This window comes from Ferruginibacter sp., assembly GCF_031391665.1.
Taxonomy (GTDB): domain Bacteria; phylum Bacteroidota; class Bacteroidia; order Chitinophagales; family Chitinophagaceae; genus Ferruginibacter.
In genome coordinates this window covers 1-21882 of record NZ_JANMUN010000001.1, presented here as the reverse complement: position 1 = coordinate 21882, position 21882 = coordinate 1, and the positions used below count along the sequence as shown (strand labels likewise).

Genomic DNA, 21882 nt, shown 5'->3' with positions numbered 1-21882 from the left:
CCCTATCCCCTGAAGGGGAAAAGGAGAAGAAGAAATTATATAATGAATGGTAATCAATTACCGCAAAAATTGAAAATATAAAATAGTAACAATGGCACTTAGAAAATACAAACCAACAACAGCAGGTACCCGATGGAGAATTGGTAATGCGTACGAAGAGATTACTACCAACGTACCTGAAAAATCTTTGTTGGAAAAACAAAAGAATACTGCAGGCCGAAATTCCCAGGGCAGAAGAAGCATGCGTTACATGGGTGGTGGTAATAAAACCATGTACCGTATTATAGATTTTAAAAGAGATAAGAAAAATATTCCTGCAGTAGTTAAAACTATTGAGTACGATCCAAACCGTACAGCATTTATTGCATTAGTTAATTACGCTGACGGAGAAAAAAGATACATCATTGCACCACAGGGTTTACAGGTTGGCCAAACAGTTATGAGCGGCGATACTGTAGCACCGGAATTAGGAAATGCATTGATCTTTAAAAACATGCCTTTGGGTACTAATGTTCATAATATCGAAATGCAGCCTGGTCAGGGAGGTATTTTGGTAAGAAGCGCAGGTACATCAGCACAATTAAGTAACAAAGAAGAAAAGTACGCTATCTTAAAAATGCCAAGCGGCGAATTAAGAAAAGTATTGATCAACTGTTATGCAACTGTAGGTGTGGTAAGCAACAGCGATCACAGTTTGGAAAGCATGGGTAAAGCTGGTCGTAACAGATGGAAAGGTATCAGGCCAAGAACAAGAGCTGTAGCGATGAACCCGGTAGATCACCCGATGGGTGGTGGTGAAGGTAGAGCAAGTGGTGGTCACCCACGTAGCCGTAAAGGTAAATATGCTAAAGGTGAGATTACCCGTACAAAAGGTAAGGGCTCAAGTAAATTGATCATAACCAGAAGAAACGGTAAGAAATTACCTAACTAATAAAATAAACAGTTAAAATGGCTTTGAAAAATTCAAGGCAAATAAACAAGATTGAGAATTTAAGACCTGAAAATCATAAATCGTAAATCACAAATCTAAAATCAAACATGCCCCGTTCATTAAAAAAAGGTCCTTATATAGAAGCAAAGCTGGATGCAAAAGTTGCAGCTATGATAGAAGGAAAAAGCAAAAAAGGTGTTATTAAAACCTGGAGCAGAAGAAGTACAATCAGTCCTGATTTTGTAGGACAAACTTTTGCAGTACACAACGGTAATAAATTTATCCCGGTTTATGTAACAGAATTTATGGTAGGTCATAAATTAGGTGAATTTGCACCAACAAGAAACTTTAGAGGTCACTCAAGTAAAAAAATTACATAGTTGAAGTGTTGAAAAGTTGAAGGTTTGAAACTAAACCTCTAAACTTCTAAACTTTCTAAACATAAAATAAAATGGAAGCAGTAGCAAAATTGAACAATTATCCCACATCGCCCCGTAAAATGCGTTTACTGGTGGATTTGATACGTGGAATGGAAGTAGAAAAAGCAATGGCTGTTTTGGAACATAACCCAAAGCATCCTGCAGTTCCTTTGCGCAAATTGGTAATGAGCGCCATTAGCAACTGGAAACAAAAAAACGAAGGTGGCGATGAGAGTGCACTAATTGTAAAAACAATAATGGTTGACGCCGCAAGAGTAATCAAGCGTATGCGTCCGGCGCCGCAAGGCCGTGGTTACAGGGTTCGCAAACGCAGCAACCACGTAACAGTAATTGTAGATACTAAAGCAACTAAAAATTAATTAAAAGATTTAACTAAGTAATATGGGTCAAAAAACAAATCCAATAGGTGCCAGGTTAGGAATCATTCGTGGTTGGGACAGTAACTGGTTTGCTAATAAAAGGGAGTATCCAAAAAAACTAATTGAAGATCATAAGATCAGAAATTATTTGAATGCCCGTATCAACAAGGGTGGAATAGCAAAGATTGTTATTGAGCGCACACTTAATAAATTAATTATCACTATTCATACTTCTAAGCCAGGTATTATCATTGGTAAAGGTGGTGGAGAGGTTGACAGAATTAAAGAAGAATTGAAAAAATTATGCGGTAAAGATGATGTGCAGATTAATATTTTAGAAATACGCCGTCCGGAATTAGATGCAAACATTGTTGCTGATACTATTGCCCGTCAATTGGAAAATCGTATCAATTACAAAAGAGCCATTAAAATGTCAATTGCATCAGCTTTAAGAATGGGTGCAGAAGGAATTAAAGTAAAAGTAGGTGGCCGTTTAGGTGGTGCTGAGATTGCACGTAGCGAAGAAATTAAACAAGGCCGTACACCATTGCATACACTGCGTATGGATATTGATTACGCAAACGTATTTGCATTGACTGTGTATGGTAAAATAGGTGTTAAGGTTTGGATTTGTAAAGGTGAGGTTTTAGGCAAAAGAGATTTAAATCCAAATGTAGTTGCAGGTGGTGGTAAAGAAGGTGGACCGGGTGAAAGACAAGGTGGATTTGAAAGAAGAGATGACAGAAGAGGTGGAGATGACCGCAGAGGTGGCGGCGGTGGAGACAGAAGAGGCGGCGGTGGTGGAAATCGTGGCGGTGGCGGCGGAGGAAGAAGATAAATGAAATGTATGATTTCGGATGTTTGATTTAAGATTTCATCCGGGGTTAAGTTTAAAATAAAATTGTAAAGCTGTTTGATTTGTGTATTTGAAAAATCATAAATCATAGATCTTACATCATAAATTGAAAAAAGATGTTATCACCAAAAAGAAGTAAACACAGAAAGACACAAAAAGGCAGAATGAAGGGAGATACCAAACGTGGTGCAACCTTAGCCTTTGGATCATTTGGTTTAAAAGCACTGGATAGTGTTTGGTTAACCAACCGTCAGATAGAAAGTGCCCGTCAGTCGTTGACCCGTCATATGAAGAGAGAAGGAAACGTGTGGATAAGAGTTTTTCCTGATAAGCCTATTACCGCTAAGCCTGCAGAGGTAAGGATGGGTAAAGGTAAGGGTAACCCTGAAGGTTGGGCGGCAATTGTACAACCAGGCAGAATCATTTTTGAATGTGATGGAGTTAGTGAGCAAACTGCAAAAGAAGCATTTGCACTGGCAGCACAAAAACTACCCATCTTAACCAAATTTGTAGTACGTCACGATTACGAGGCATAAAAAATGCCGGTTTAATAAAACTGAAAATAGAAAATTATAATACAATGGCGAAGAAAGTTGATTTTGTAAAAAGCCTTAGCGGATTAGGTGAAGCAGATTTAAAAGCAAAGATCCAGGAAGATGAATTGCGTTTAAAAAAGTTATCATTCGCTCATGCAATTTCTCCACTGGAGAATCCGCAAAGTATCCGTTTATTAAGAAGGGATATTGCACGACTGAAAACCGCAGTAAGAAAATTACAATTAGGGTAACTCCTGTCCTGAAAAGGAAAAAAGTAAAGATTAAGTTTTATATAAATAGCGAAAGCTAAAATTTATAACAATGCCAGAAAGAAATTTAAGAAAGACAAAATTAGGAGTGGTATCCAGCAATAAAATGGATAAGACCATTACTGTAAATGTTGAAAGAAAAGTAAAGCATCCGCTTTATGGAAAGTTTGTAAAGAAAAGTACAAAGTTTCATGCTCATGACGAAAAGAATGAGTGCAGCATTGGCGATACAGTTAAAATAATGGAGAGCCGTCCTTTAAGCAAAACAAAGCGCTGGAGACTGGTTGAGGTGGTAGAGAAAGTTAAATAAGATTTATGATTTCAGATGTCGGATTTATGATTTGCTCCGGTATTGAAAAGTATAAAATTAAAACCTGATCTGGATTTAAGAAAATCATACATCATAAATCCTACATCAAAAATATATTTGAGATGATACAACAAGAAAGCAGACTAAACGTAGCAGATAACAGCGGAGCAAAACAAGTTTTGTGTATCCGTGTATTGGGAAACAGCGGACAGGACTATGCAAGAATCGGCGATAAAATTGTAGTTACTGTAAAAGATGCCATGCCTGCAGGTGGTATTAAAAAAGGAACAGTGAGCAAAGCTGTAATTGTTAGAACAACTAATAAGTTACGTCGTAAAGACGGTTCTTATATTCGTTTTGATGACAATGCAGTAGTATTATTAAATGCATCTGACGAACCAAGAGGCACACGTATTTTTGGGCCAGTGGCTCGTGAATTGCGTGATAAAGGGTACATGAAAATTATTTCATTGGCACCTGAAGTATTGTAAAATTTATAAAGACTAAATAAGCGAATTTGCAAATTTGCAAATTTGCAAACTTGCAAATTAAAAGAAATGAGCACAAGATTTAAACCAAAGTACAACATTAAAAAAGGCGATTCAGTAGTGGTTATTACTGGTGAAGATAAAGATTTGAAGAAGCCACGTAAAGTGTTGGAAATTATTTTAGAAAAAGGCAAAGTACTGGTTGAAGGTGCAAACATTATAACCAAGCATACAAAGCCAACTTCTCAAAATACTAAAGGCGGTATCATTAAAAAAGAAGCGCCTATTGCTATCAGTAATGTTATGCTTTGGGATGCTAAAACTAGCGGACCAACTAAAGTAAAACTTACAAGAGAAAACGGAAAATTAGTAAGAATTTCAAAAAAATCAGGGGAGGTAATAAAATAATGAGCACAAAATCTAACACTCCAAGGTTAGCAGATAAGTACACTACAGAAGTGATACCTGCTTTAATGAAAAAATTCAGTTATAAAACTGTAATGCAGGCGCCTAAATTAACCAAGATTTGTTTGAATCGTGGTGTTAACGGTGCTGTTACAGATAAAAAACTGATTGACATTGCAATTGATGAGTTATCATCTGTAACCGGCCAAAAAGCTGTAGCAACAATGTCTAAAAAAGATATTTCAAACTTTAAGTTGCGTAAGAACATGCCCATTGGTGCAAGAGTTACACTTCGTGGAGTTAAAATGTACGAATTTTTAGACAGGCTTGTATCTGTATCACTACCACGTGTACGTGACTTTAAAGGTATCAATGATAAATCATTTGATGGCCGTGGTAACTACACACTGGGTGTAACAGAGCAAATCATTTTTCCTGAAATTGATATTGATAAGGTGAATAAAATTACAGGACTGGATATCACTTTTGTAACAACAGCCAACACCAACGAAGAAGCATTTGAATTGCTGAAAGAATTGGGTATGCCTTTTAAAAACGTAAAGAAATAATCCTTCGATACCATCGTAAGGGAAAAAAATAAAAATAAAACATGGCAAAAAAATCAATTGAAGCCAGGCAAAGAAAGCGTGAAGCAGCCGTTGCCAAATATGCTGATAAAAGAACAGCTTTAAAAGCAGCCGGTGATTACGCAGGTTTGGATTTATTACCAAAAAATGCATCACCGGTTCGTTTAAGAAACCGTTGCCAGCTAACCGGCAGACCAAGAGGATACATGAGGTATTTTGGTCTTTCAAGAAACCAATTTCGTGATATGGCACTGCAGGGTAAAATACCGGGTGTTACTAAAGCAAGCTGGTAAAGCCCCCTAAATCCCCCGAAGGGGGACTTGGATATCGCATTGACAAAATTTATTTAATCAATTAACTAAAATAACAATGGTTACTGATCCTATAGCAGATTTTTTAACAAGAATACGTAACGCACAAATGGCTAATCACCGTATTGTAGAAATACCTGCAAGCAATTTGAAAAAGCGCATTACTGAAATATTGTACGATAAAGGGTACATTTTAAAGTACAAGTTTGAAGAAGATAAAAAACAAGGTCTTATTAAGATTGCATTAAAGTATGATGCAGCTACTAAGTTACCTGTTATACAAAGTTTAGAAAGAGTTAGCCGCCCGGGCTTACGCAGTTATGCAAAACCAGGTGATTTTAAAAGAGTAAAAAATGGTTTAGGCGTTGCTATAGTTTCTACATCAAAAGGTGTAATGACCGATAAAGAAGCAAAGGCACAAAATGTAGGCGGAGAAGTTCTTTGCAATATCTACTAAACCCTAAACATCTAAACCTCTAAACGGGTTTTGATATAAAATAAATGATTTGACAATTAAGCCTTAGTCGTGGCTGAACACAAATCGAATAAAAATATAAAATAAAAAACCGACCATGAGCAGAATAGGAAAAAAACCGGTAGAATTTCCAGCAGGTGTAACCATTTCAGTTAACAACGAAAACGTAGTTACTGTAAAAGGACCAAAAGGGGAATTGAAACAAACCGTTGACAGAGATATTAAAATTGAAGTAAAGGAAGGAAGCGTTGATGTGGTGCGTCCTACTGAACAAATACGTCACCGTGCCATGCATGGTTTGTACCGCTCTTTAATCAGCAATATGGTTTTGGGGGTAACAGAAGGCTATAACAAAAAATTAGAATTGGTGGGTGTGGGTTATAAAGCATCTAACCAGGGTAATCTTTTAGATCTTGCTTTAGGTTATTCTCACAATATTGTTTTTGAGATACCTAAAGAATTAAAAGTTACCACTTCTCAGGAAAAAGGACAAAATCCAATGATTAGTTTTGAGAGTATAGATAAACAATTGATTGGCCAGGTTTGTGCAAAAATCAGAAGCTTACGTAAGCCAGAACCATACAAAGGTAAAGGTGTGAAATTTGCAGGCGAGGTGTTGAGAAGAAAAGCTGGTAAATCGGCAGGTAAGTAATAGGTTAATTAGTTAATTGGTTAATTAGTAAGTAACTCTAAAACTAATAAACCAGTAAACGAATAAACAAATTGACAAATCATCCTGGCAGTATCAGGATAAAACAGAAATAACATGAACAGTAAATCAAGCGCAAGAGTAAAAATTAAATACCGCATCCGTAAAAAGATAAGCGGTGCTGCAGCAAAACCAAGATTGAGCGTTTTTAGAAGCAATGCAGATATTTATGCACAGTTGATTGACGATGCAAACGGTGTAACATTAGCCGCAGCTTCATCAAGACAAAAAGATATTGCTGCACAAAAAGCGCCTAAAATTGAAAAAGGTAAATTGGTAGGTGCTGCTATTGCAACAAAGGCAAAAGAGTTAGGTATTACAACTGTAGTGTTCGATCGTGGTGGCTATATCTATCATGGCCGTGTAAAGGCAGTTGCTGAAGGTGCAAGAGAAGGCGGGTTAGTATTTTAGATTGCAGATTGCAGATTTATGATTTATCTGCAGTTCAAAAAATCATAAATCAAACATCATAAATCACAAATCGAAAAATCGATATAAATGGCAAATTTAATTTTAAACAAAGTAAAGGCAGGCGATCTTGAATTAAAAGATAAAGTAGTTGCTATTAACCGTGTGGTTAAAACAACCAAAGGCGGTCGTGCTTTTAGTTTTTCAGCCTTAGTGGTTGTTGGTAACGAAGCAGGCGTTGTTGGGCATGGTTTAGGTAAAGCAAAAGAAGTGCAGGAAGCCATTACAAAAGGTATTGAAGATGCTAAAAAGAATTTAATAAAAGTTCCTATTATGCATGGTACTATACCTCACGAACAATTGAGTAAAGAGGGTGCAGCAAAAGTATTTATCAAACCTGCAGCGCATGGTACTGGTGTAATTGCCGGAGGTAGTATGAGGGCGGTTTTAGAAGCGGCTGGTATTACTGACGTATTAGCAAAAAACCTTGGTTCGGCTAATCCTACTAATGTAGTAAAGGCAACTTTTAAAGCATTAGCTTCTTTGCGTGAGCCAATTGCAGTTGCAAAAACTCGTACTATTTCTTTAAAGAAAGTATTTAACGGATAAAAGTTATAAGTACTAAGTTGTAAGTAATAAGCTTGACTTTATTCTTACAGCCTATAACTTAAAACTTACAACTTAATAAAATGAAAAAGATAAAAGTAACACAAGTTAAAAGTGTAATCGACAGATCTGAGCGCCAGAAAAGAACAATGGTAGCTTTAGGTTTAAAAAAGATGAATTCATCTGTTGAAGTAGAAGCTACGCCACAAATTTTAGGCATGGTTACAAAAGTTAGCCATCTTATAAAAGTGGAAGAACTGGCGTAACTAATGAATAATTGATAATGGGATAATGAATAATTATTTTATAACTACAGAACTTTATTATTCAACCACCAACATTATTAATTATACATTATAGAATTATTAATTAAAAAAAGCGAGGGGTGATTCCCCGTAAGTACAAAATCAACATAAAATGAAATTACATACACTAAAGCCTGCAAAAGGCGCAACGCACAAAGAAAAAAGAATAGGACGTGGTGAAGCAAGTGGTAAGGGTGGAACATCTACAAAAGGTAACAAAGGTGGACAAAGCCGTGCTGGTTACAAAAGTAAAATGGCTCATGAGGGTGGACAGATGCCTATTCAGCGTCGTATTCCAAAGCGTGGTTTTAAAAATAACAACCGCATAGAATTTAAAGTATTAAACCTGGGCCAAATAGATCATCTTTCTGAAAAATACGGCATCACAGAATTTAATTTGCAAAATTTATATATCAATGGAATTATCAGCCAGTTTGATAGTGTAAAAGTTTTAGGCAACGGCGAAGTAAAAGGAAAATTTGTATTTAAAGTAAATGCGGTGAGCGAAAAAGCTAAAGCTGCTATTGAAGCTGCCGGAGGTTCTGTGGAGATAGTTAAATAATTTCACGATATTTGCCGACCCACGCTTAGCGGGGGGTCATTTTTAATTTAGCGCAAAACATTTAAATCGTTTTAAATCTGTGAAGAAGTTTATAAAAACACTTAGGAATATCTGGAGCATTGAAGAACTGCGTAATAAAATTACTTTTACGCTTTTACTCATATTCATTTATATAGTAGGTACACATATCATTTTACCGGGTATTAACCCTAATGAATTAACAAAACTAGCCGAAAGCAATTCAAAAAATGCCGGTGGTTTATTGGGTTTGCTTGATACATTTGTAGGAGGTTCCTTTAACAGGGCTTCTATTTTTGCATTGGGTATCATGCCTTATATTTCTGCATCTATCTTTATGCAATTGATGACCATCCTTGTTCCTCAAATTGCAAAAATTCAAAAAGAAGGTGAGAGCGGAAGAAAGAAAATTAATCAATGGACACGTTACCTAACGGTGGGTGTTACAGCTTTTCAGGCAATAGCTTATATCGGTTACTTAACTACAACTTATGGTGGTGCAATAATTCCTTCTTACGGTGCCGACTTCTTTAAATTTTCTACTGTTATCATTCTTACCGTAGGTACATTATTTGTTATGTGGTTGGGAGAAAAAATCACTGATAAAGGATTAGGCAATGGTACGTCCATAATTATCATGGTTGGTATTTTGGGAAGATTACCTCAGGCTATAGCGCAGGAATGGGCCGCAAGAACTACAAGAGGCGCCGGTGGTTTATTGATAATGCTTATAGAAATTGTATTTCTTATTGCAGTTATCATGGGTTTGATAATGCTGATACAGGGAACAAGAAGGGTGCCTGTAAATTATGCAAAACAAATTGTGGGCAACCGGCAGTTTGGCGGGGCAAGAAATTTTTTACCTCTTAAAGTTAATGCTTCAGGTGTAATGCCTATCATTTTTGCACAGGCTATATTATTTTTAATTGCCTTTATTACCGGATTAGGGCAAACCACACAGGCAAGTTTTTTAAATGACCATACCAACTTGTGGTACATGCTTATTTATTCAGTTGCTGTAATTGGATTTACTTTTCTTTATACTGCTTTAATATTTAACCCCAAGCAAATGGCGGATGAATTAAAGCGAAATAATGGATTTATTCCCGGTGTTAAACCTGGTCAGCCTACTGCAGATTATATTGGAACAATAATGGACAGAATAACTTTACCGGGTGCTGTTTTATTAGCATTTGTTGGTATTCTTCCTGGTCTTTGTCAGTTGGCTTTTGTAGGTATGACACAAAATTTTTCTACTTTCTTTGGAGGAACATCTTTGCTGATTATGGTAGGTGTAATTTTAGATACCTTACAGCAAATAGAAACACAATTATTAATGCGCCAGTACGATGGGTTAATGAGCAGTGGAAGAATACAGGGCAGACAGGCAGCAACAACTATTTAATTTCACTTTCCCCTTTTGGGGACTTAAAAATAATTAAGCCCCGACAAAATACGTCGGGGTTTGTTTTAAAAATTTATTTATAAAACATAATAATCCCTCTTTAGGGGAAAACGGAATGATTCATTATAAAAGCAAGGCAGAAATTGAACTGATAAGAGAAAGCAGTTTACTGGTGAGTAAAACTTTGGCAGAAGTGGCTAAAATTATTAAACCCGGTATTTCAACTTTTGAATTGGATCAGTTTGCCGAAAAATTTATTTTGGATAATGATGCCACTGCATCTTTTAAAGGATACCAGGATTTTCCTTTCGCATGCTGCATTTCTGTTAACGATGCTGTGGTACATGGCTTTCCTACAAAAGATGCATTAAAAGATGGCGATATCGTTTCTGTAGATGTAGGGGCTTTTAAAAATGGTTTTCATGGCGACAGTGCTTATACATTTGCTGTAGGGGAAATTAGTGCTGAATTAAAACAATTATTAAGGGTTACAAAAGAATCTTTATACAAAGGAATTGAAAAAGCTATTCATGGTAACCGTGTAGGCGATATCGCTTATGCCGTACAGCAATATACCGAAAAAGAACATGGTTATGGAGTGGTGAGAGAATTGGTGGGCCATGGTTTGGGAAGAAAACTGCATGAAGAACCGCAGGTGCCCAATTATGGAAAGCGGGGGACACTTCAAAAATTAAAAGAAGGAATGGTGATTGCCATTGAGCCAATGATAAACCTGGGCACAAAAAATGTGTACCATGACAAAGACGGCTGGACGATAAAAACAGAAGACGGCAAACCCGCCGCTCACTACGAACATACCATTTGCATACAACGGGGCAAGGCAGATATATTGTCTTCCTTTGCAGAAATAGAAGCTGCTGAAAAAGCTAACTCCAATCTTTGCTCCGATTATTGATTTTACAATTATAAGTTTCCTCTTTATTTTTTTCTTTCTATTATTAATGTATTTACGCTGTAATAATAAAGAGCGGTTTGCCGTAAGCCTTCATTAATGTAGAATTCTCATTCAATAGACATAACCAATATTTTCGAATCCTCCTTTCTGTTAGGTTTTGCATTGTGCTGCTCAACATCAGCCAATCTAAATAAATACCCAATGGTGGGTATGTGTTGCGAAAAGCATTTAGTTACTTTTATCAAAATATTTTAATTATGAAACCTGATAAAACCCTTTTACTAGCTGCAGCAATATTTTTTGTAACTACCGTACAGGCACAACCCAAACGTTTTACCGGCGAGGTAATCAATTTGGATTTGATTGCTAAAACACCGCAAAAAGTGAAAGTGTCTTCACGCAGCTTTACCAATTTGCCTAAAAGTTTTTCTTTAGAGCAATATTGCCCAACGGCTGGCGACCAGGGAAATTATGGCACTTGCACAGCATGGGCTGCAGGATATGGAGCTGCTACAATATTGTATGCAAAAACGCATGATATCACAGATAAAACAACGATAAATAAGTATGCATTTTCACCTGCTTTTCTATTTGAACAAATAAAAAAACCAGCGGATGTGGGATGCGATAGCGGCTCCAGCACTATTGATGCAATACTTACACTGATAAAAATGGGTGATGCTACTTTAAAAACTGCACCTTATTACTGCGGTGCAAAAGCTACCGAAACTGCTAAAGCAGAAGCTTTAGATTATAAAATTGCAGACGCTGCTATATTATTTACAGCCAAAGGTATTTCTAAAGAAGATGCATTTTTAAAAACTGATGCTGAAGTGCTGGAGGTAACTAAAAAATCTTTAACAGAAGGCAGCCCAGTATTAATTTCTTATATGTTGCCTGCAAGTTTTAACAAAGTAAAAAGCGAGGTGTGGAACCCGGATGCTAACGAAAATTTTGGAGACTGGAAACACCGTATGCATGCCATGTGTGTGATAGGTTATGATGACAATATCGCTGGTGGTGCCTTTCGAGTTTTAAACAGCTGGGGCACATCGTGGGGCGACAAGGGTTTGGTTTGGATTAAATATCCAGATTTCGTACGCTGGTGCCAGGTAGCATTGCAACCATTTGCAAGCCCGTACACAAAAGTACCCGATGAGAAAAAAGTTGAACCAAAGCCACAACCAAAACCTGAACCGAAACCAGAACCTAAGCCTACACCAGTTCCTGCACCACAACCAAAACCAGAACCAAAGCCTACACCAGTTCCTGCACCCGAGCCAAAACCTGAGCCCAAACCAATACCCTTACCCGAACCAGCGCCGGTTGTAGTAACAGGTTTAAGCGGCAGTATGGAGTTTAAATTAAACAGTGGCGATAATATGCCGGTAAACAGAATTAGCAGCAGAAATTTAGTGGTAGAAGAAGAGACGGCTGTTAAAGAAGATTTAGTTGCTTATACAATGATGAACAGTTATACAAGCGGTACAAAATTTAGATTTTACATGAACATTGATAAGGAGGCTTACATCTATGCATTTGCAACCGACCTTACCGGAAAAATAAATAAAATTTTACCATTCGATGATTTAACAAGTACTCACGTAGGCGCCAACACGGTTGTTGCATTCCCCAGCGATACTAAAGTGATAAAGATGGACGACAACAGGGGTGTTGATTATTTATTAATTCTTTATTCGAAAGAAAAATTAAATATGGATGACATGATTAACACTATGGGAAATAAACAGGGTGGATTATCATCTAAAATTATGGCCGCATTAGGCGATAAATTAATTAAAAAAGAAGATATTAATTATACAGGTACACAGGTTGGCTTTTCAATAAAAGCAAATGCAACCGGTACAGTGGTGCCCTTGATGGTAGAGATAAAGCACAATTAAATTTTGTTTGAAAAAGCAGCGCATAAAATTATCACAGCTATGAAAAAATACTTTAGGTTATTATTTGTTTGCGCATTCTTTGTAGTAATGATGTTGCCAAATAGAGTAATGGCACAACGACCCGAATTAATTATTCCTGCAACACACTCGGCTAACTCTGTGGTAATTTCACCTGATGATAAATGGCTGGTTTCTGCCAGTGCAGAAGGAATAAAAGTATGGGAAAATAAGACCAGTAAACTTATCAAAAACCTTGCGCCGGGCAGTAAAGATAATGGACGGTTCAGGTACGGAGAAATTTGTATGGCAATAGACGCACAAAGTAAAATACTGGGCATACAGGTTTCGGATACTATTTATTTTTTTGATTTTGAAAAATTCACTTTTAGTAATAAAATAAAAATAAATGGCCGAAGATCAGCTTTTGTATTTTCGGCAGATGGCAAAATAATGTACACTGCAGGGTTTAAAGAAGATGACGGAGATAATTATGTAATACAAAAGATAAAAGTAGATAACGGTGTAGAAGAACAGCTTATACAAACGCTGGTTATTGATAACGCTGCTTTACATTATATAAACAAACTAAGTATTTCGCCAAACGGAAATGAACTGCTTGTTTATGATGCCGTAATGGGAAGTTGGTTACTGGATATTGCAAACAATAAAATAAAAAAACAATTTAAACCTGCTCTTAATTATTTTCCGCACAGCTATTTGCCTAATGGCAACTTGCTTGCACTTTCAGGCAAAAAAGAGAAAGCACTTTTCTTAGCTGAACTAGATGGCAAGAGTTACTTGCCTTTGCGAAAAACAAAAAATTTATTTAAAGATGCAGAGAATTATAATGCTGCTCAATACACCAATACCTATTCTTCTGTAACAGGTAAAATACTTTTTTATTATAATTACAAAGCTGTAATGTTTGATGCTGCCGATTTTTCAATAAGCCCACAAAAATATTTTGCCCAGGTTGTAGCCAATGAATATACTTATCAAAATATAGCACTTGCCCCCTCGGGAAATTATTATGTACTGGGACAAAATATGAGTAAGAACAACAGTAATACTACTGAACTTATTTCCCGTTACGGAGAATTTCCATTAGACTCTTATGTGCAATTTGTTTATAAAAATATAGATGCTATTTGCCTGAAAGACCGCATTCTTAATTTCGATAATGGTAATCTTAACATTCGTTCGGTTGCCCCTCCGGTAAAAGATGAAAATGGATTTATCTACAGGCTTACTAGCGATGGTAAAACAGGATTTATATACAATCAGGAATGGGGTTTATACAGGTTTGATCCTACTAAAGCAAAAGTGGAATACGAATCGGTTACAAAAATAAACAGCATGTATAAAAAATTTGTGGGCATGCAAATTTTTGATGCATTAAATCTTTTAGCACTTATTGGCAATGAAGGAATTTATGTACTTGATTTAAAAACATTAAGGGTTTTGTACATTGTTGACATTCCTTACGGATTACATTATGCACAAAATGAGCGGTTGAATAAATTTTGTGATATCTCCCCCGATAATACAAAAATGATTTTGTTTGCTGAGGCAAGAGAAGAGGTAAAGGAAGTATTCGGCGATACCAGCAATTTTATTTACTGTGTGGATTTATCTGACAGAAATGAAAAATGGAAACACCAGTCAATAAATATTCGTAACCTGCGTTTTGCAGATAACGGAAAAAAATTATTATTTACATCTAACGATAAACTTTTTTATTTAGATGCTGAAACGGGTAAGCAAATCGGTAATCCTGTTCAGTTACCTCAATCAGATTATGAAACAATTATTTCGCCTTCGGGTAATATAGCTGCAACACAAATACCCATTGATGCAAACATAAGGGCGGGCTCAAATGTAGGTCTTGTAAATGTTGCAAACAGAAATGCAATTGGCACTATGCCGGGAACCGGCGATGATGTAACTGGTTTTGTTTTTTTGCGTAACGAGCGCTATATGTTAACCGAAGAGTACGGTGGACTTTGTATTTGGGATTTGGATAAGAAAAGAAAGATTGGTAAAATATATATGTTTGAAGGCTCTGTTGATTGGGTGCTGGTAACTGATGATGGCCGTTTTGATGCCACTGCCAGCGCATTAAAAAAAATGTATTTCACCAAGGGAAAAGAAATTATTCCTTTAGAAAGTTTGTACGAAAAATATTATGTGCCGGGTTTATTAAAACAAATATGGGATAACACGTTGCCCAATAATGTTCCTGATATTAATGACATTAAATCTCCCCCAATTGTAAAGATTTCGTTGCAAATGCAAGAGAGAAATTTAGAAGTTGCAGATGATATTAAATCAATAAAAGTTGATAAAGAGCAGGTAACTGTAAAAGCCGAAGCTGATGGGTTAAAAGATGTAGTAAGTGAAATACGTTTGTATCAAAATGGAAAATTAGTACACACTACAAGAAATTTAACAGTGGAAGATGATAACAAAGGCGAAAAAAATATGACCAAAACTTTTTTGGTTACACTTAATGCCGGGGAAAATAATTTTAAAGCAATTGCCATTAACAGCCAGCGTACCGAAAGTTTACCTGCACAATTAATTGCGGATTATAAACCTGTAAATGTTCCTGTAAAAGTGGAAGGCAGTGATATACAACTGCATCTTTTGGTTGTTGGTATAAATATTTATAAAAACACTAAATACAATTTAAATTATGCCCTGGCCGATGCCAGTGCATTTACCGAAGCCATCACCGCAGGCTCTAAAACTTTATTTTCTAAAGTAAATACTATTTTTTTAAAAGATGCAGAGGCAACAAGAGAAGGTATGATTGCAGCATTTGAAAAAATTAAAACTGCTGCCAATCCAAAAGATCTTTTTGTTTTTTATTATGCAGGTCATGGGGTAATCAGTGATAAAAAAGAATTTTTTTTAGTGCCGTATGATGTAACACAATTGTATGGAAACGATAATGCTTTGGCACAAAAAGGGTTTAGTGCCGATGCATTAAAGGCAATGAGTAAAGATATAAAAGCGCAAAAGCAATTATTTATTTTAGATGCCTGCCAGAGTGCCGGCGCATTAGAAACTATTGCAGCTGCAAGAGGTGCAGCAGAGGAAAAAGCAATTGCACAACTGGCACGGTCAACCGGTACACAGTGGCTTACAGCATCGGGCAGCGAACAGTTTGCATCTGAGTTTTCACAATTGGGCCATGGTTCTTTTACTTATTGCTTACTGGAAGCATTTAAAGGAGATGCAAACCCAACCGATAAAAAATTAACTGTAAAGCAATTGGACGCCTACCTGCAAACTAAAGTGCCGGAAATAACACAGAAATATAAAGGCACGCCACAATACCCGGCCAGTTACAGTTACGGTAACGATTTTCCAATCATCATTATAAAATAAAAATTTAAAAAATAACCTAAACAATCTATTATGTATAAGATTACCTTTTTTGCAATTATGTGTTTATTTGTAAATACATTATTTGCACAGCCAAAAACAGAAGCAGTGAAAACAGTGCCGGCTGTTCCTGTAAAAATAGTTCCCATTGTTTCAACAAAAGAGTTAAAGAAACAACTGGAAAGAAACTTTAAAAGAAAAAAGTATAAAGCAGTATTACCCATTGCTGATACCTTATTAAAAAGAAATAAAAAAGATGAAAATGTATTTTGGAAAAAATTGGGCAGCGAAATATATTTAAAAATGGATAAGCAGGCGATTGCAGATTTAAAAAAATGGTATAAAAATAAAGATACTGCTGCATCAGTTATTGCCCTGATACCTTACCAGTTCGATTTTGCAGCCAAAAAAAGATCGGGTGATATTTATGTAAAATCTGCTATGGCATGGGCACCAAAAAACGGTATCCCTTATATTTTGTACGGTGCCGAATTTGCAGATGCTAAGAAAATGGATGAAGCGGTTAAGTATGCAAAAAAAGGATACGAGTTACTAAATGAAAAATACAGGAAAGGTTTTACAAGTACTTACGCAGGGGTTTTGCACATGGCAGATAAAAAAGAAGATGCTTATAAATTACTGGAAGATGAAATGGCAGCAGGCAATACAACAGATGACAATGCTATAACTTATTTTAGTTTTTACTCCACAGACGAACGTTACCAGGATGGTATTAATAAAGCAACCGAATTTATACAGAAAGAACCATTGAGTATTTTTTATATCAGAAGGTCGTTGCTGTATGCAAAAATGGGAAATAGCGAAAAGGCTTGCGAAGATGCAGTTACATTACGTGATAAATTTGAACAGTATGATTACTGGTTAAAAAGATTTGATTGTGCACAGGTAATGGCGCCTGTTAAACCCGATGCACAACGTACATATATTTATGAAGTGATCTTTCAGGATAAACTATACGATTTTAGGGTAACCAATCCTAAAGTGGATATGGATAATGGCATTTCATTCAAATATAAAATGACGGGTGAAGTGGGCATTAATGGGGTGGTAAATATTAGTAAAGAAGCAATTGATACGGCTCACGTGCAAATGAACAGGTTTAGCAATGGCAATAAAGACCTTACTGAAGAAACATCTGTTTGGATTAGCAATGCAGTATTTAATGAATTAAAAACCAATGGAGAGTCTTACATACATGCAAGTGTTTTTAGTGCACAGGTATTTGAAGTAGTAACAGAAGACGATCCGTTTTATGCAGTACAGGTAGATGACCAAACTAAATACATCAAATGTTTGCATATAGTTTCAAAATCTGGTGACGATTCGCAGGAGTTATGGATTAATGATGATCCTAAAAACCCTATCATCTTAAAAATGAAATTAGATTTCTCTATTGAGTTGAAACAGATTTTGTAAAACATAATAGTATAAAAACTCCGGCAAGTATTTTCTTGCCGGAGTTTTTATATTAAAAGTTACAATGTGTCAATTATAAAATTCTGTATTTTAATTCTACCCTTTCATCTCTCCAAATATTATCAGGGCTTATGTAAGTGTCTTTATATTGCATAATAATGCCGGCTTTTGCAAAAACATCTCTTACCAATTCGCTGCAGATATAGTTTCTGTTTTTTTCTCGGCGGCTGATGTGAAATAAAATACGCATCATAATTCTTACAATTTCAAAATTGTCGTATGGTCTGGCCAGCTCATCCAAACCAAAACTAATACCACGGTTTAATTTTTCTTTTGGCACATCAATATTAAATTTTGCAATGGCTATCTGCCCTTTGTAAGGTCGGTTTTTATCTTTATAATTTCTCAAATATTTCGATACAGGAATTAATCTTATACCAACGTAAGGCTCAGCTTCTAAAACCATAATCCTGCCCAGCTCTTCATCTTTATAAACAACCGCCACATGGCTCCAGGTGCTTTTAGTAAGTTTTTGAATAACACCGGAAAAAGCATAACTGCCACTGCTGAAAAAAATATTGCCTGTTTTAATATGTTCCCTTACTTTTTCGTAAGGTATTACGGGCATTTCTTTAAGTTGTCTTTTTGTAATTGAACTGGCCATAGAATAATAAAGAGTTAAACGTTAATTTGCATTTAATTGTCAAGATACAAAATAGAAAATGAAAAAGAAACAACTGGTGGTTATTGGCGGTGGGGCAGCTGGTTTTTTTTGTGCTGTTAATGCAGCAAGATTAAACCCTGAACTTGAAGTTACTATTATAGAAAAATCGAATAAATTATTAAGCAAGGTAAAAGTAAGTGGCGGTGGCCGGTGTAATGTTACCCATGCCTGTTTTAGTATTGCAGAAATGATAAAAAAATATCCTCGTGGCAATTCATTTTTAAAAAAAGCATTTCATCATTTTTTTACAACAGATACTATTGAATGGTTTAAACAAAGAGGAGTGGAGTTAAAAACCGAGGCAGATGGAAGAATGTTTCCGGTTAGCAATTCTTCTCAAACCATTATTGATTGCCTGATGAAGGAAGCTAACAAATATGGCGTGCAAATTTTAATGAGTGCCGAAGTGAAGGAATTAGTAATAAGCGATGAGCAATTTGCAAGTGAACAATTCTCTGTTCATCTCGCCAGTAATAAAATTTTAAATGCAAATTTTGTTTGTATTGCCAGTGGCGGTTACCCTAAAGCAATTCAGTTTGAGTGGTTAAAGAAATTAGGGCATACGATTGAAGAGCCGGTACCATCTTTATTTACTTTTAATATGCCTGGTAACAGCATTACAGCTTTAATGGGTGTAACTGTGGAAAATGTTACGGTGAAAATTGTGGGTTCTAAACTTGTGGAGCAGGGGCCGTTATTAATTACACATTGGGGAATGAGCGGCCCGGCAATTTTAAAATTATCTGCCTGGGGGGCAAGAGAATTGCAAACAAAAAATTATTCATTTAAAATTAGTATAAACTGGGTACCGGATTTTAATGAAAACACTCTTAGGGAAAAGATGCAGCAACTTCGGTTTGGAATTGCCACACAAAAAATTATTAATCGAAATCCTTTTGCGTTGCCCGGCCGCCTCTGGGAATATTTATTGCAGCAGTCTGGTATAAAGGATGAATTAAGATGGGCCGATTTGCCTGCTAAAGATCAAAATAAATTAATTAAAAATTTATGTGCACAGGAGTTTGATGTAAAAGGTAAAACAACTTTTAAAGAAGAGTTTGTAACATCGGGAGGAATTGATTTGAATGAAATTGATTTTATTACTATGCAAAGCAAAAAAATACCCAGATTATTTTTTGCCGGCGAAGTAATAAATGTAGATGGTGTTACCGGAGGATTTAATTTTCAAAATGCGTGGACTACAGGATGGATAGCCGCAAAGGCTGTTAGTAGCTTAAAAAGTTTAGAAGTTTATAGGTTTGGTGAGTAATAATCTTTAGAGTACACACTAAACGTCTAAACGCCTAAACCCTAAACCTCTAAACTTCTAAACCCCTAAACTTTCTCCCAATCTTCACAAATACTTATCAATATCATATTTTATACAAAATCTTTTTCAGCTACATTTGCGTAGCAAAAAATAATGCTCAAGGCTAGTTGCAATGTTTAAAAAAATCGATCGTTACATACTGTCAAAATACATGACTACTTTTTTCTTTTGCCTTATCTTATTAACGGCAATTGTGGTAGTGGTGGATGTAAGCGAAAAAACGGATGATTTTGTAAAATCTAAGCTACCTGTTTCTAAAATTATAACCGATTATTATTTTGGCTTTATACCCCGTATTGATGCTATGCTTTTTCCGTTATTTGTTTTTATTGCTGTAATATTTTTTACTTCAAAAATGGCAACACGGTCGGAGGTGGTTGCTATATTAAGCAGTGGCGTAAGCTTCAGGCGGTTTTTATTACCTTATGTAGTTGGTGGATTATTTTTATCCATATTGCTTTGGTTTGGCTATCAGTATGTGGTGCCAAAAGCTAATAAGAAGTGGGGCGATTTTGAGACAAAATATATTGACCCGAATTTTGGTAATAATTCTGGCAACAACACTTACAAGCAACACATCTATTTTAGAAACGACAGCAACACTTACATCGGCATTGCAGGTTACGATACGGTTTCAAAAAACGGTAATGGTTTTTTTGTGCAACGGTTTTCTAATAATAAATTATTGTATAACCTGAGGGCTGATAATTTTAACTGGGATACTGCAGCAAAAAAATGGAGGCTGGTAAATGTTACCGAAAGAACACTTAACGGTATTACGGAAACCGTTAAACGTACACCAGAATTAAAAATGAATTATGATTTTAAACCGCTTGATTTGCGTAAAGATGAATATTTAAAAGATCAGATGCCTACGCCAGTTTTAAATCAATTTATAAAGCGGGAAAGATTAAGGGGCAGCGAAGGCTTGAATGCCTTATTAGTTGAAAGATATAACCGGGATGCTATTCCGGTTTCGGTGCTTATACTTACCATTATTGGTGCTGTGCTGGCCTCCCGAAAAGTAAGGGGAGGCAGCGGTTTGCACCTGGCACTGGGAGTTGTAATAAGTGTATTATATATTTTATTCAGCCGTTTTTCTATTGTGTTTGCCACAAAGGGAAGCTTTACACCATTTCTTGCTGCATGGACGCCTAATTTCTTTTTTGGCCTGCTGGCATTTTACCTATATAAAAAAGCACCCAAATAATATTATCGCTTTTGGCTTTACCTATCTGTAAACTTTCTTTTGAAACTTTTGTTTTACACAGCGGCACATCGTAATTTTAACCATATTTTAAAATACGGTATAAATAATCTTACAAAATAAATTTTAATTGCTGTATGGGAGTTATTAAAGATAAATTCAAAGCAAAATCAGAAATTGTAGCTGCCGAAATGAAAGCAATGCTGAAAGAGCATGGCAACAAAAAAATTGGAGAGGTTACCCTTAGCCAAATTTACCAGGGCATGCGTGGGATGACGGGTTTAGTAACCGAAACTTCTTTGCTTGATGCACAGGAAGGTATTCGATTTCGTGGATATACCATTCCTGAATTGCAACAAAAATTACCCAAGGCACCCAACGGATCGGAGCCATTACCCGAAGGATTATTTTATTTAATGCTGGTAGGCGATTTACCTGATGAAGATGATGTGCAGCATGTTACCAGCGTATGGCAGCGCCGCAGCCATGTGCCTAATCATGTATTTGATTCTATTGAAGCATTGCCGGTTAGTACTCACCCGATGACGCAGTTTGTTGTTGCTATTATGGCTTTGCAAACCGAAAGCCAGTTTAGCAAAAGGTATGCAGCCGGTATGAATAAAAAAGATTACTGGGATGCGGTGTTTGATGATGCGATGGATTTAATTGCACGCCTGCCAAGGGTTGCAGCATATATCTATCGCCGTAAATATAAAAATGGCGATCATATTCAACCGAACGGATTGCTGGATTGGTCAGGTAATTTTGCACACATGATGGGTTACGAAGATGAGTCTTTTAAAGAACTGATGCGTTTATACATGACCATTCATGCCGATCATGAAGGAGGAAATGTGTCTGCTCATACAACTCACCTTGTAGGATCGGCATTAAGTGACCCTTACTTAAGTTTCGCAGCAGGTATGAACGGGCTCGCAGGTCCATTGCATGGGCTAGCTAACCAGGAAGTTATAAAATGGATATTTGAAATGAG

Annotated in this window: 26 protein-coding genes; 25 read left to right on the top strand and 1 reads right to left on the bottom strand. The window is 36.2% G+C overall.

Annotated elements, in window-relative coordinates; translation table 11 throughout:
* Nucleotides 1-91: 91 nt before the first annotated feature.
* The 22 genes from rplB to ACY651_RS00025 all read left to right on the top strand — a co-directional run bounded on the left by rplB (nt 92) and on the right by ACY651_RS00025 (nt 17627).
* Nucleotides 92-931, top strand: a complete 840-nt coding sequence (rplB, locus tag ACY651_RS00130; RefSeq protein WP_462248439.1) for a 50S ribosomal protein L2 — start codon at nt 92-94, stop codon at nt 929-931.
* 107 nt (nt 932-1038) lie between these two features.
* Entirely contained in the window at nt 1039-1311 is a 273-nt protein-coding gene (gene rpsS, locus ACY651_RS00125) for a 30S ribosomal protein S19 (RefSeq protein ID WP_462248437.1), read from the top strand.
* Nucleotides 1312-1382: 71 nt separating this feature from the next.
* On the top strand, nt 1383-1730 hold the full coding sequence (gene rplV, locus ACY651_RS00120; RefSeq protein ID WP_462248435.1) for a 50S ribosomal protein L22: 348 nt from the start codon (nt 1383-1385) through the stop codon (nt 1728-1730).
* Nucleotides 1731-1752: 22 nt separating this feature from the next.
* Nucleotides 1753-2568 (top strand): 30S ribosomal protein S3, encoded by an 816-nt coding sequence (gene rpsC, locus ACY651_RS00115; RefSeq protein ID WP_462248433.1) that lies wholly within the window; start codon nt 1753-1755, stop codon nt 2566-2568.
* A gap of 134 nt (nt 2569-2702) precedes the next feature.
* Complete coding sequence (rplP, locus tag ACY651_RS00110; RefSeq protein ID WP_462222535.1) at nt 2703-3122, top strand: 50S ribosomal protein L16; 420 nt, start codon at nt 2703-2705, stop codon at nt 3120-3122.
* Between the two features lie 44 nt (nt 3123-3166).
* Nucleotides 3167-3373: a 50S ribosomal protein L29 gene (rpmC, locus tag ACY651_RS00105; protein WP_462248431.1), complete on the top strand. Its 207-nt coding sequence runs from the start codon at nt 3167-3169 to the stop codon at nt 3371-3373.
* A 70-nt stretch (nt 3374-3443) separates the two neighbouring features.
* Nucleotides 3444-3701, top strand: coding sequence for a 30S ribosomal protein S17 (rpsQ, locus tag ACY651_RS00100; RefSeq protein ID WP_462222533.1), 258 nt, complete (start codon nt 3444-3446; stop codon nt 3699-3701).
* Nucleotides 3702-3823: 122 nt separating this feature from the next.
* Entirely contained in the window at nt 3824-4192 is a 369-nt protein-coding gene (gene rplN, locus ACY651_RS00095; RefSeq protein ID WP_462222532.1) for a 50S ribosomal protein L14, read from the top strand.
* Between the two features lie 66 nt (nt 4193-4258).
* The gene (gene rplX / locus ACY651_RS00090) at nt 4259-4597 is read left to right on the top strand and encodes a 50S ribosomal protein L24 (RefSeq protein ID WP_462248429.1); all 339 of its coding nucleotides are present in this window, start codon (nt 4259-4261) and stop codon (nt 4595-4597) included.
* Complete coding sequence (gene rplE / locus ACY651_RS00085) at nt 4597-5163, top strand: 50S ribosomal protein L5 (protein WP_462248427.1); 567 nt, start codon at nt 4597-4599, stop codon at nt 5161-5163. The genes rplX and rplE overlap by 1 nt, the downstream gene beginning before the upstream one ends.
* A 41-nt stretch (nt 5164-5204) precedes the next feature.
* Nucleotides 5205-5474 carry a 30S ribosomal protein S14 gene (gene rpsN, locus ACY651_RS00080; protein ID WP_462222529.1) on the top strand — a complete coding sequence of 90 codons (270 nt, stop codon included), beginning with the start codon at nt 5205-5207 and terminating at the stop codon, nt 5472-5474.
* 76 nt (nt 5475-5550) lie between these two features.
* Entirely contained in the window at nt 5551-5949 is a 399-nt protein-coding gene (gene rpsH, locus ACY651_RS00075; RefSeq protein WP_462248425.1) for a 30S ribosomal protein S8, read from the top strand.
* 115 nt (nt 5950-6064) lie between these two features.
* A complete protein-coding gene (gene rplF, locus ACY651_RS00070) occupies nt 6065-6619 on the top strand; it encodes a 50S ribosomal protein L6 (RefSeq protein WP_462248423.1) in 555 nt (184 codons plus the stop codon).
* 114 nt (nt 6620-6733) lie between these two features.
* Nucleotides 6734-7087, top strand: coding sequence for a 50S ribosomal protein L18 (gene rplR, locus ACY651_RS00065; RefSeq protein WP_462248421.1), 354 nt, complete (start codon nt 6734-6736; stop codon nt 7085-7087).
* A gap of 87 nt (nt 7088-7174) precedes the next feature.
* Nucleotides 7175-7693: a 30S ribosomal protein S5 gene (rpsE, locus tag ACY651_RS00060; RefSeq protein ID WP_462220843.1), complete on the top strand. Its 519-nt coding sequence runs from the start codon at nt 7175-7177 to the stop codon at nt 7691-7693.
* 80 nt (nt 7694-7773) lie between these two features.
* Nucleotides 7774-7956, top strand: a complete 183-nt coding sequence (gene rpmD, locus ACY651_RS00055) for a 50S ribosomal protein L30 (protein WP_462220844.1) — start codon at nt 7774-7776, stop codon at nt 7954-7956.
* Nucleotides 7957-8107: 151 nt separating this feature from the next.
* The gene (gene rplO / locus ACY651_RS00050; protein ID WP_462220845.1) at nt 8108-8557 is read left to right on the top strand and encodes a 50S ribosomal protein L15; all 450 of its coding nucleotides are present in this window, start codon (nt 8108-8110) and stop codon (nt 8555-8557) included.
* Nucleotides 8558-8636: 79 nt separating this feature from the next.
* The gene (gene secY, locus ACY651_RS00045; RefSeq protein ID WP_462248419.1) at nt 8637-9980 is read left to right on the top strand and encodes a preprotein translocase subunit SecY; all 1344 of its coding nucleotides are present in this window, start codon (nt 8637-8639) and stop codon (nt 9978-9980) included.
* A gap of 115 nt (nt 9981-10095) precedes the next feature.
* Nucleotides 10096-10896: a type I methionyl aminopeptidase gene (gene map, locus ACY651_RS00040; RefSeq protein WP_462248417.1), complete on the top strand. Its 801-nt coding sequence runs from the start codon at nt 10096-10098 to the stop codon at nt 10894-10896.
* 257 nt (nt 10897-11153) lie between these two features.
* Complete coding sequence (locus ACY651_RS00035) at nt 11154-12800, top strand: DUF4384 domain-containing protein (protein WP_462248415.1); 1647 nt, start codon at nt 11154-11156, stop codon at nt 12798-12800.
* Nucleotides 12801-12908: 108 nt separating this feature from the next.
* Nucleotides 12909-16193 carry a caspase family protein gene (locus tag ACY651_RS00030; RefSeq protein WP_462248413.1) on the top strand — a complete coding sequence of 1095 codons (3285 nt, stop codon included), beginning with the start codon at nt 12909-12911 and terminating at the stop codon, nt 16191-16193.
* A gap of 30 nt (nt 16194-16223) precedes the next feature.
* Nucleotides 16224-17627: a hypothetical protein gene (locus ACY651_RS00025; RefSeq protein ID WP_462248411.1), complete on the top strand. Its 1404-nt coding sequence runs from the start codon at nt 16224-16226 to the stop codon at nt 17625-17627.
* A 73-nt stretch (nt 17628-17700) separates the two neighbouring features.
* Here the strand turns inward: ACY651_RS00025 and ACY651_RS00020 are convergent, their stop codons facing one another.
* Nucleotides 17701-18291: a YiiX/YebB-like N1pC/P60 family cysteine hydrolase gene (locus ACY651_RS00020; RefSeq protein WP_462248409.1), complete on the bottom strand. Its 591-nt coding sequence runs from the start codon at nt 18289-18291 to the stop codon at nt 17701-17703.
* Between the two features lie 58 nt (nt 18292-18349).
* On the opposite strand from ACY651_RS00020, the gene ACY651_RS00015 reads away from it, so the two are divergent.
* The 3 genes from ACY651_RS00015 to ACY651_RS00005 all read left to right on the top strand — a co-directional run.
* Nucleotides 18350-19621 (top strand): BaiN/RdsA family NAD(P)/FAD-dependent oxidoreductase, encoded by a 1272-nt coding sequence (locus ACY651_RS00015; protein ID WP_462248407.1) that lies wholly within the window; start codon nt 18350-18352, stop codon nt 19619-19621.
* Between the two features lie 172 nt (nt 19622-19793).
* Nucleotides 19794-20891 (top strand): LptF/LptG family permease, encoded by a 1098-nt coding sequence (locus ACY651_RS00010; RefSeq protein ID WP_462248405.1) that lies wholly within the window; start codon nt 19794-19796, stop codon nt 20889-20891.
* A gap of 134 nt (nt 20892-21025) precedes the next feature.
* A partial coding sequence (locus tag ACY651_RS00005) for a citrate (Si)-synthase (RefSeq protein WP_462248404.1) occupies nt 21026-21882 on the top strand: 857 nt, incomplete at its 3' end.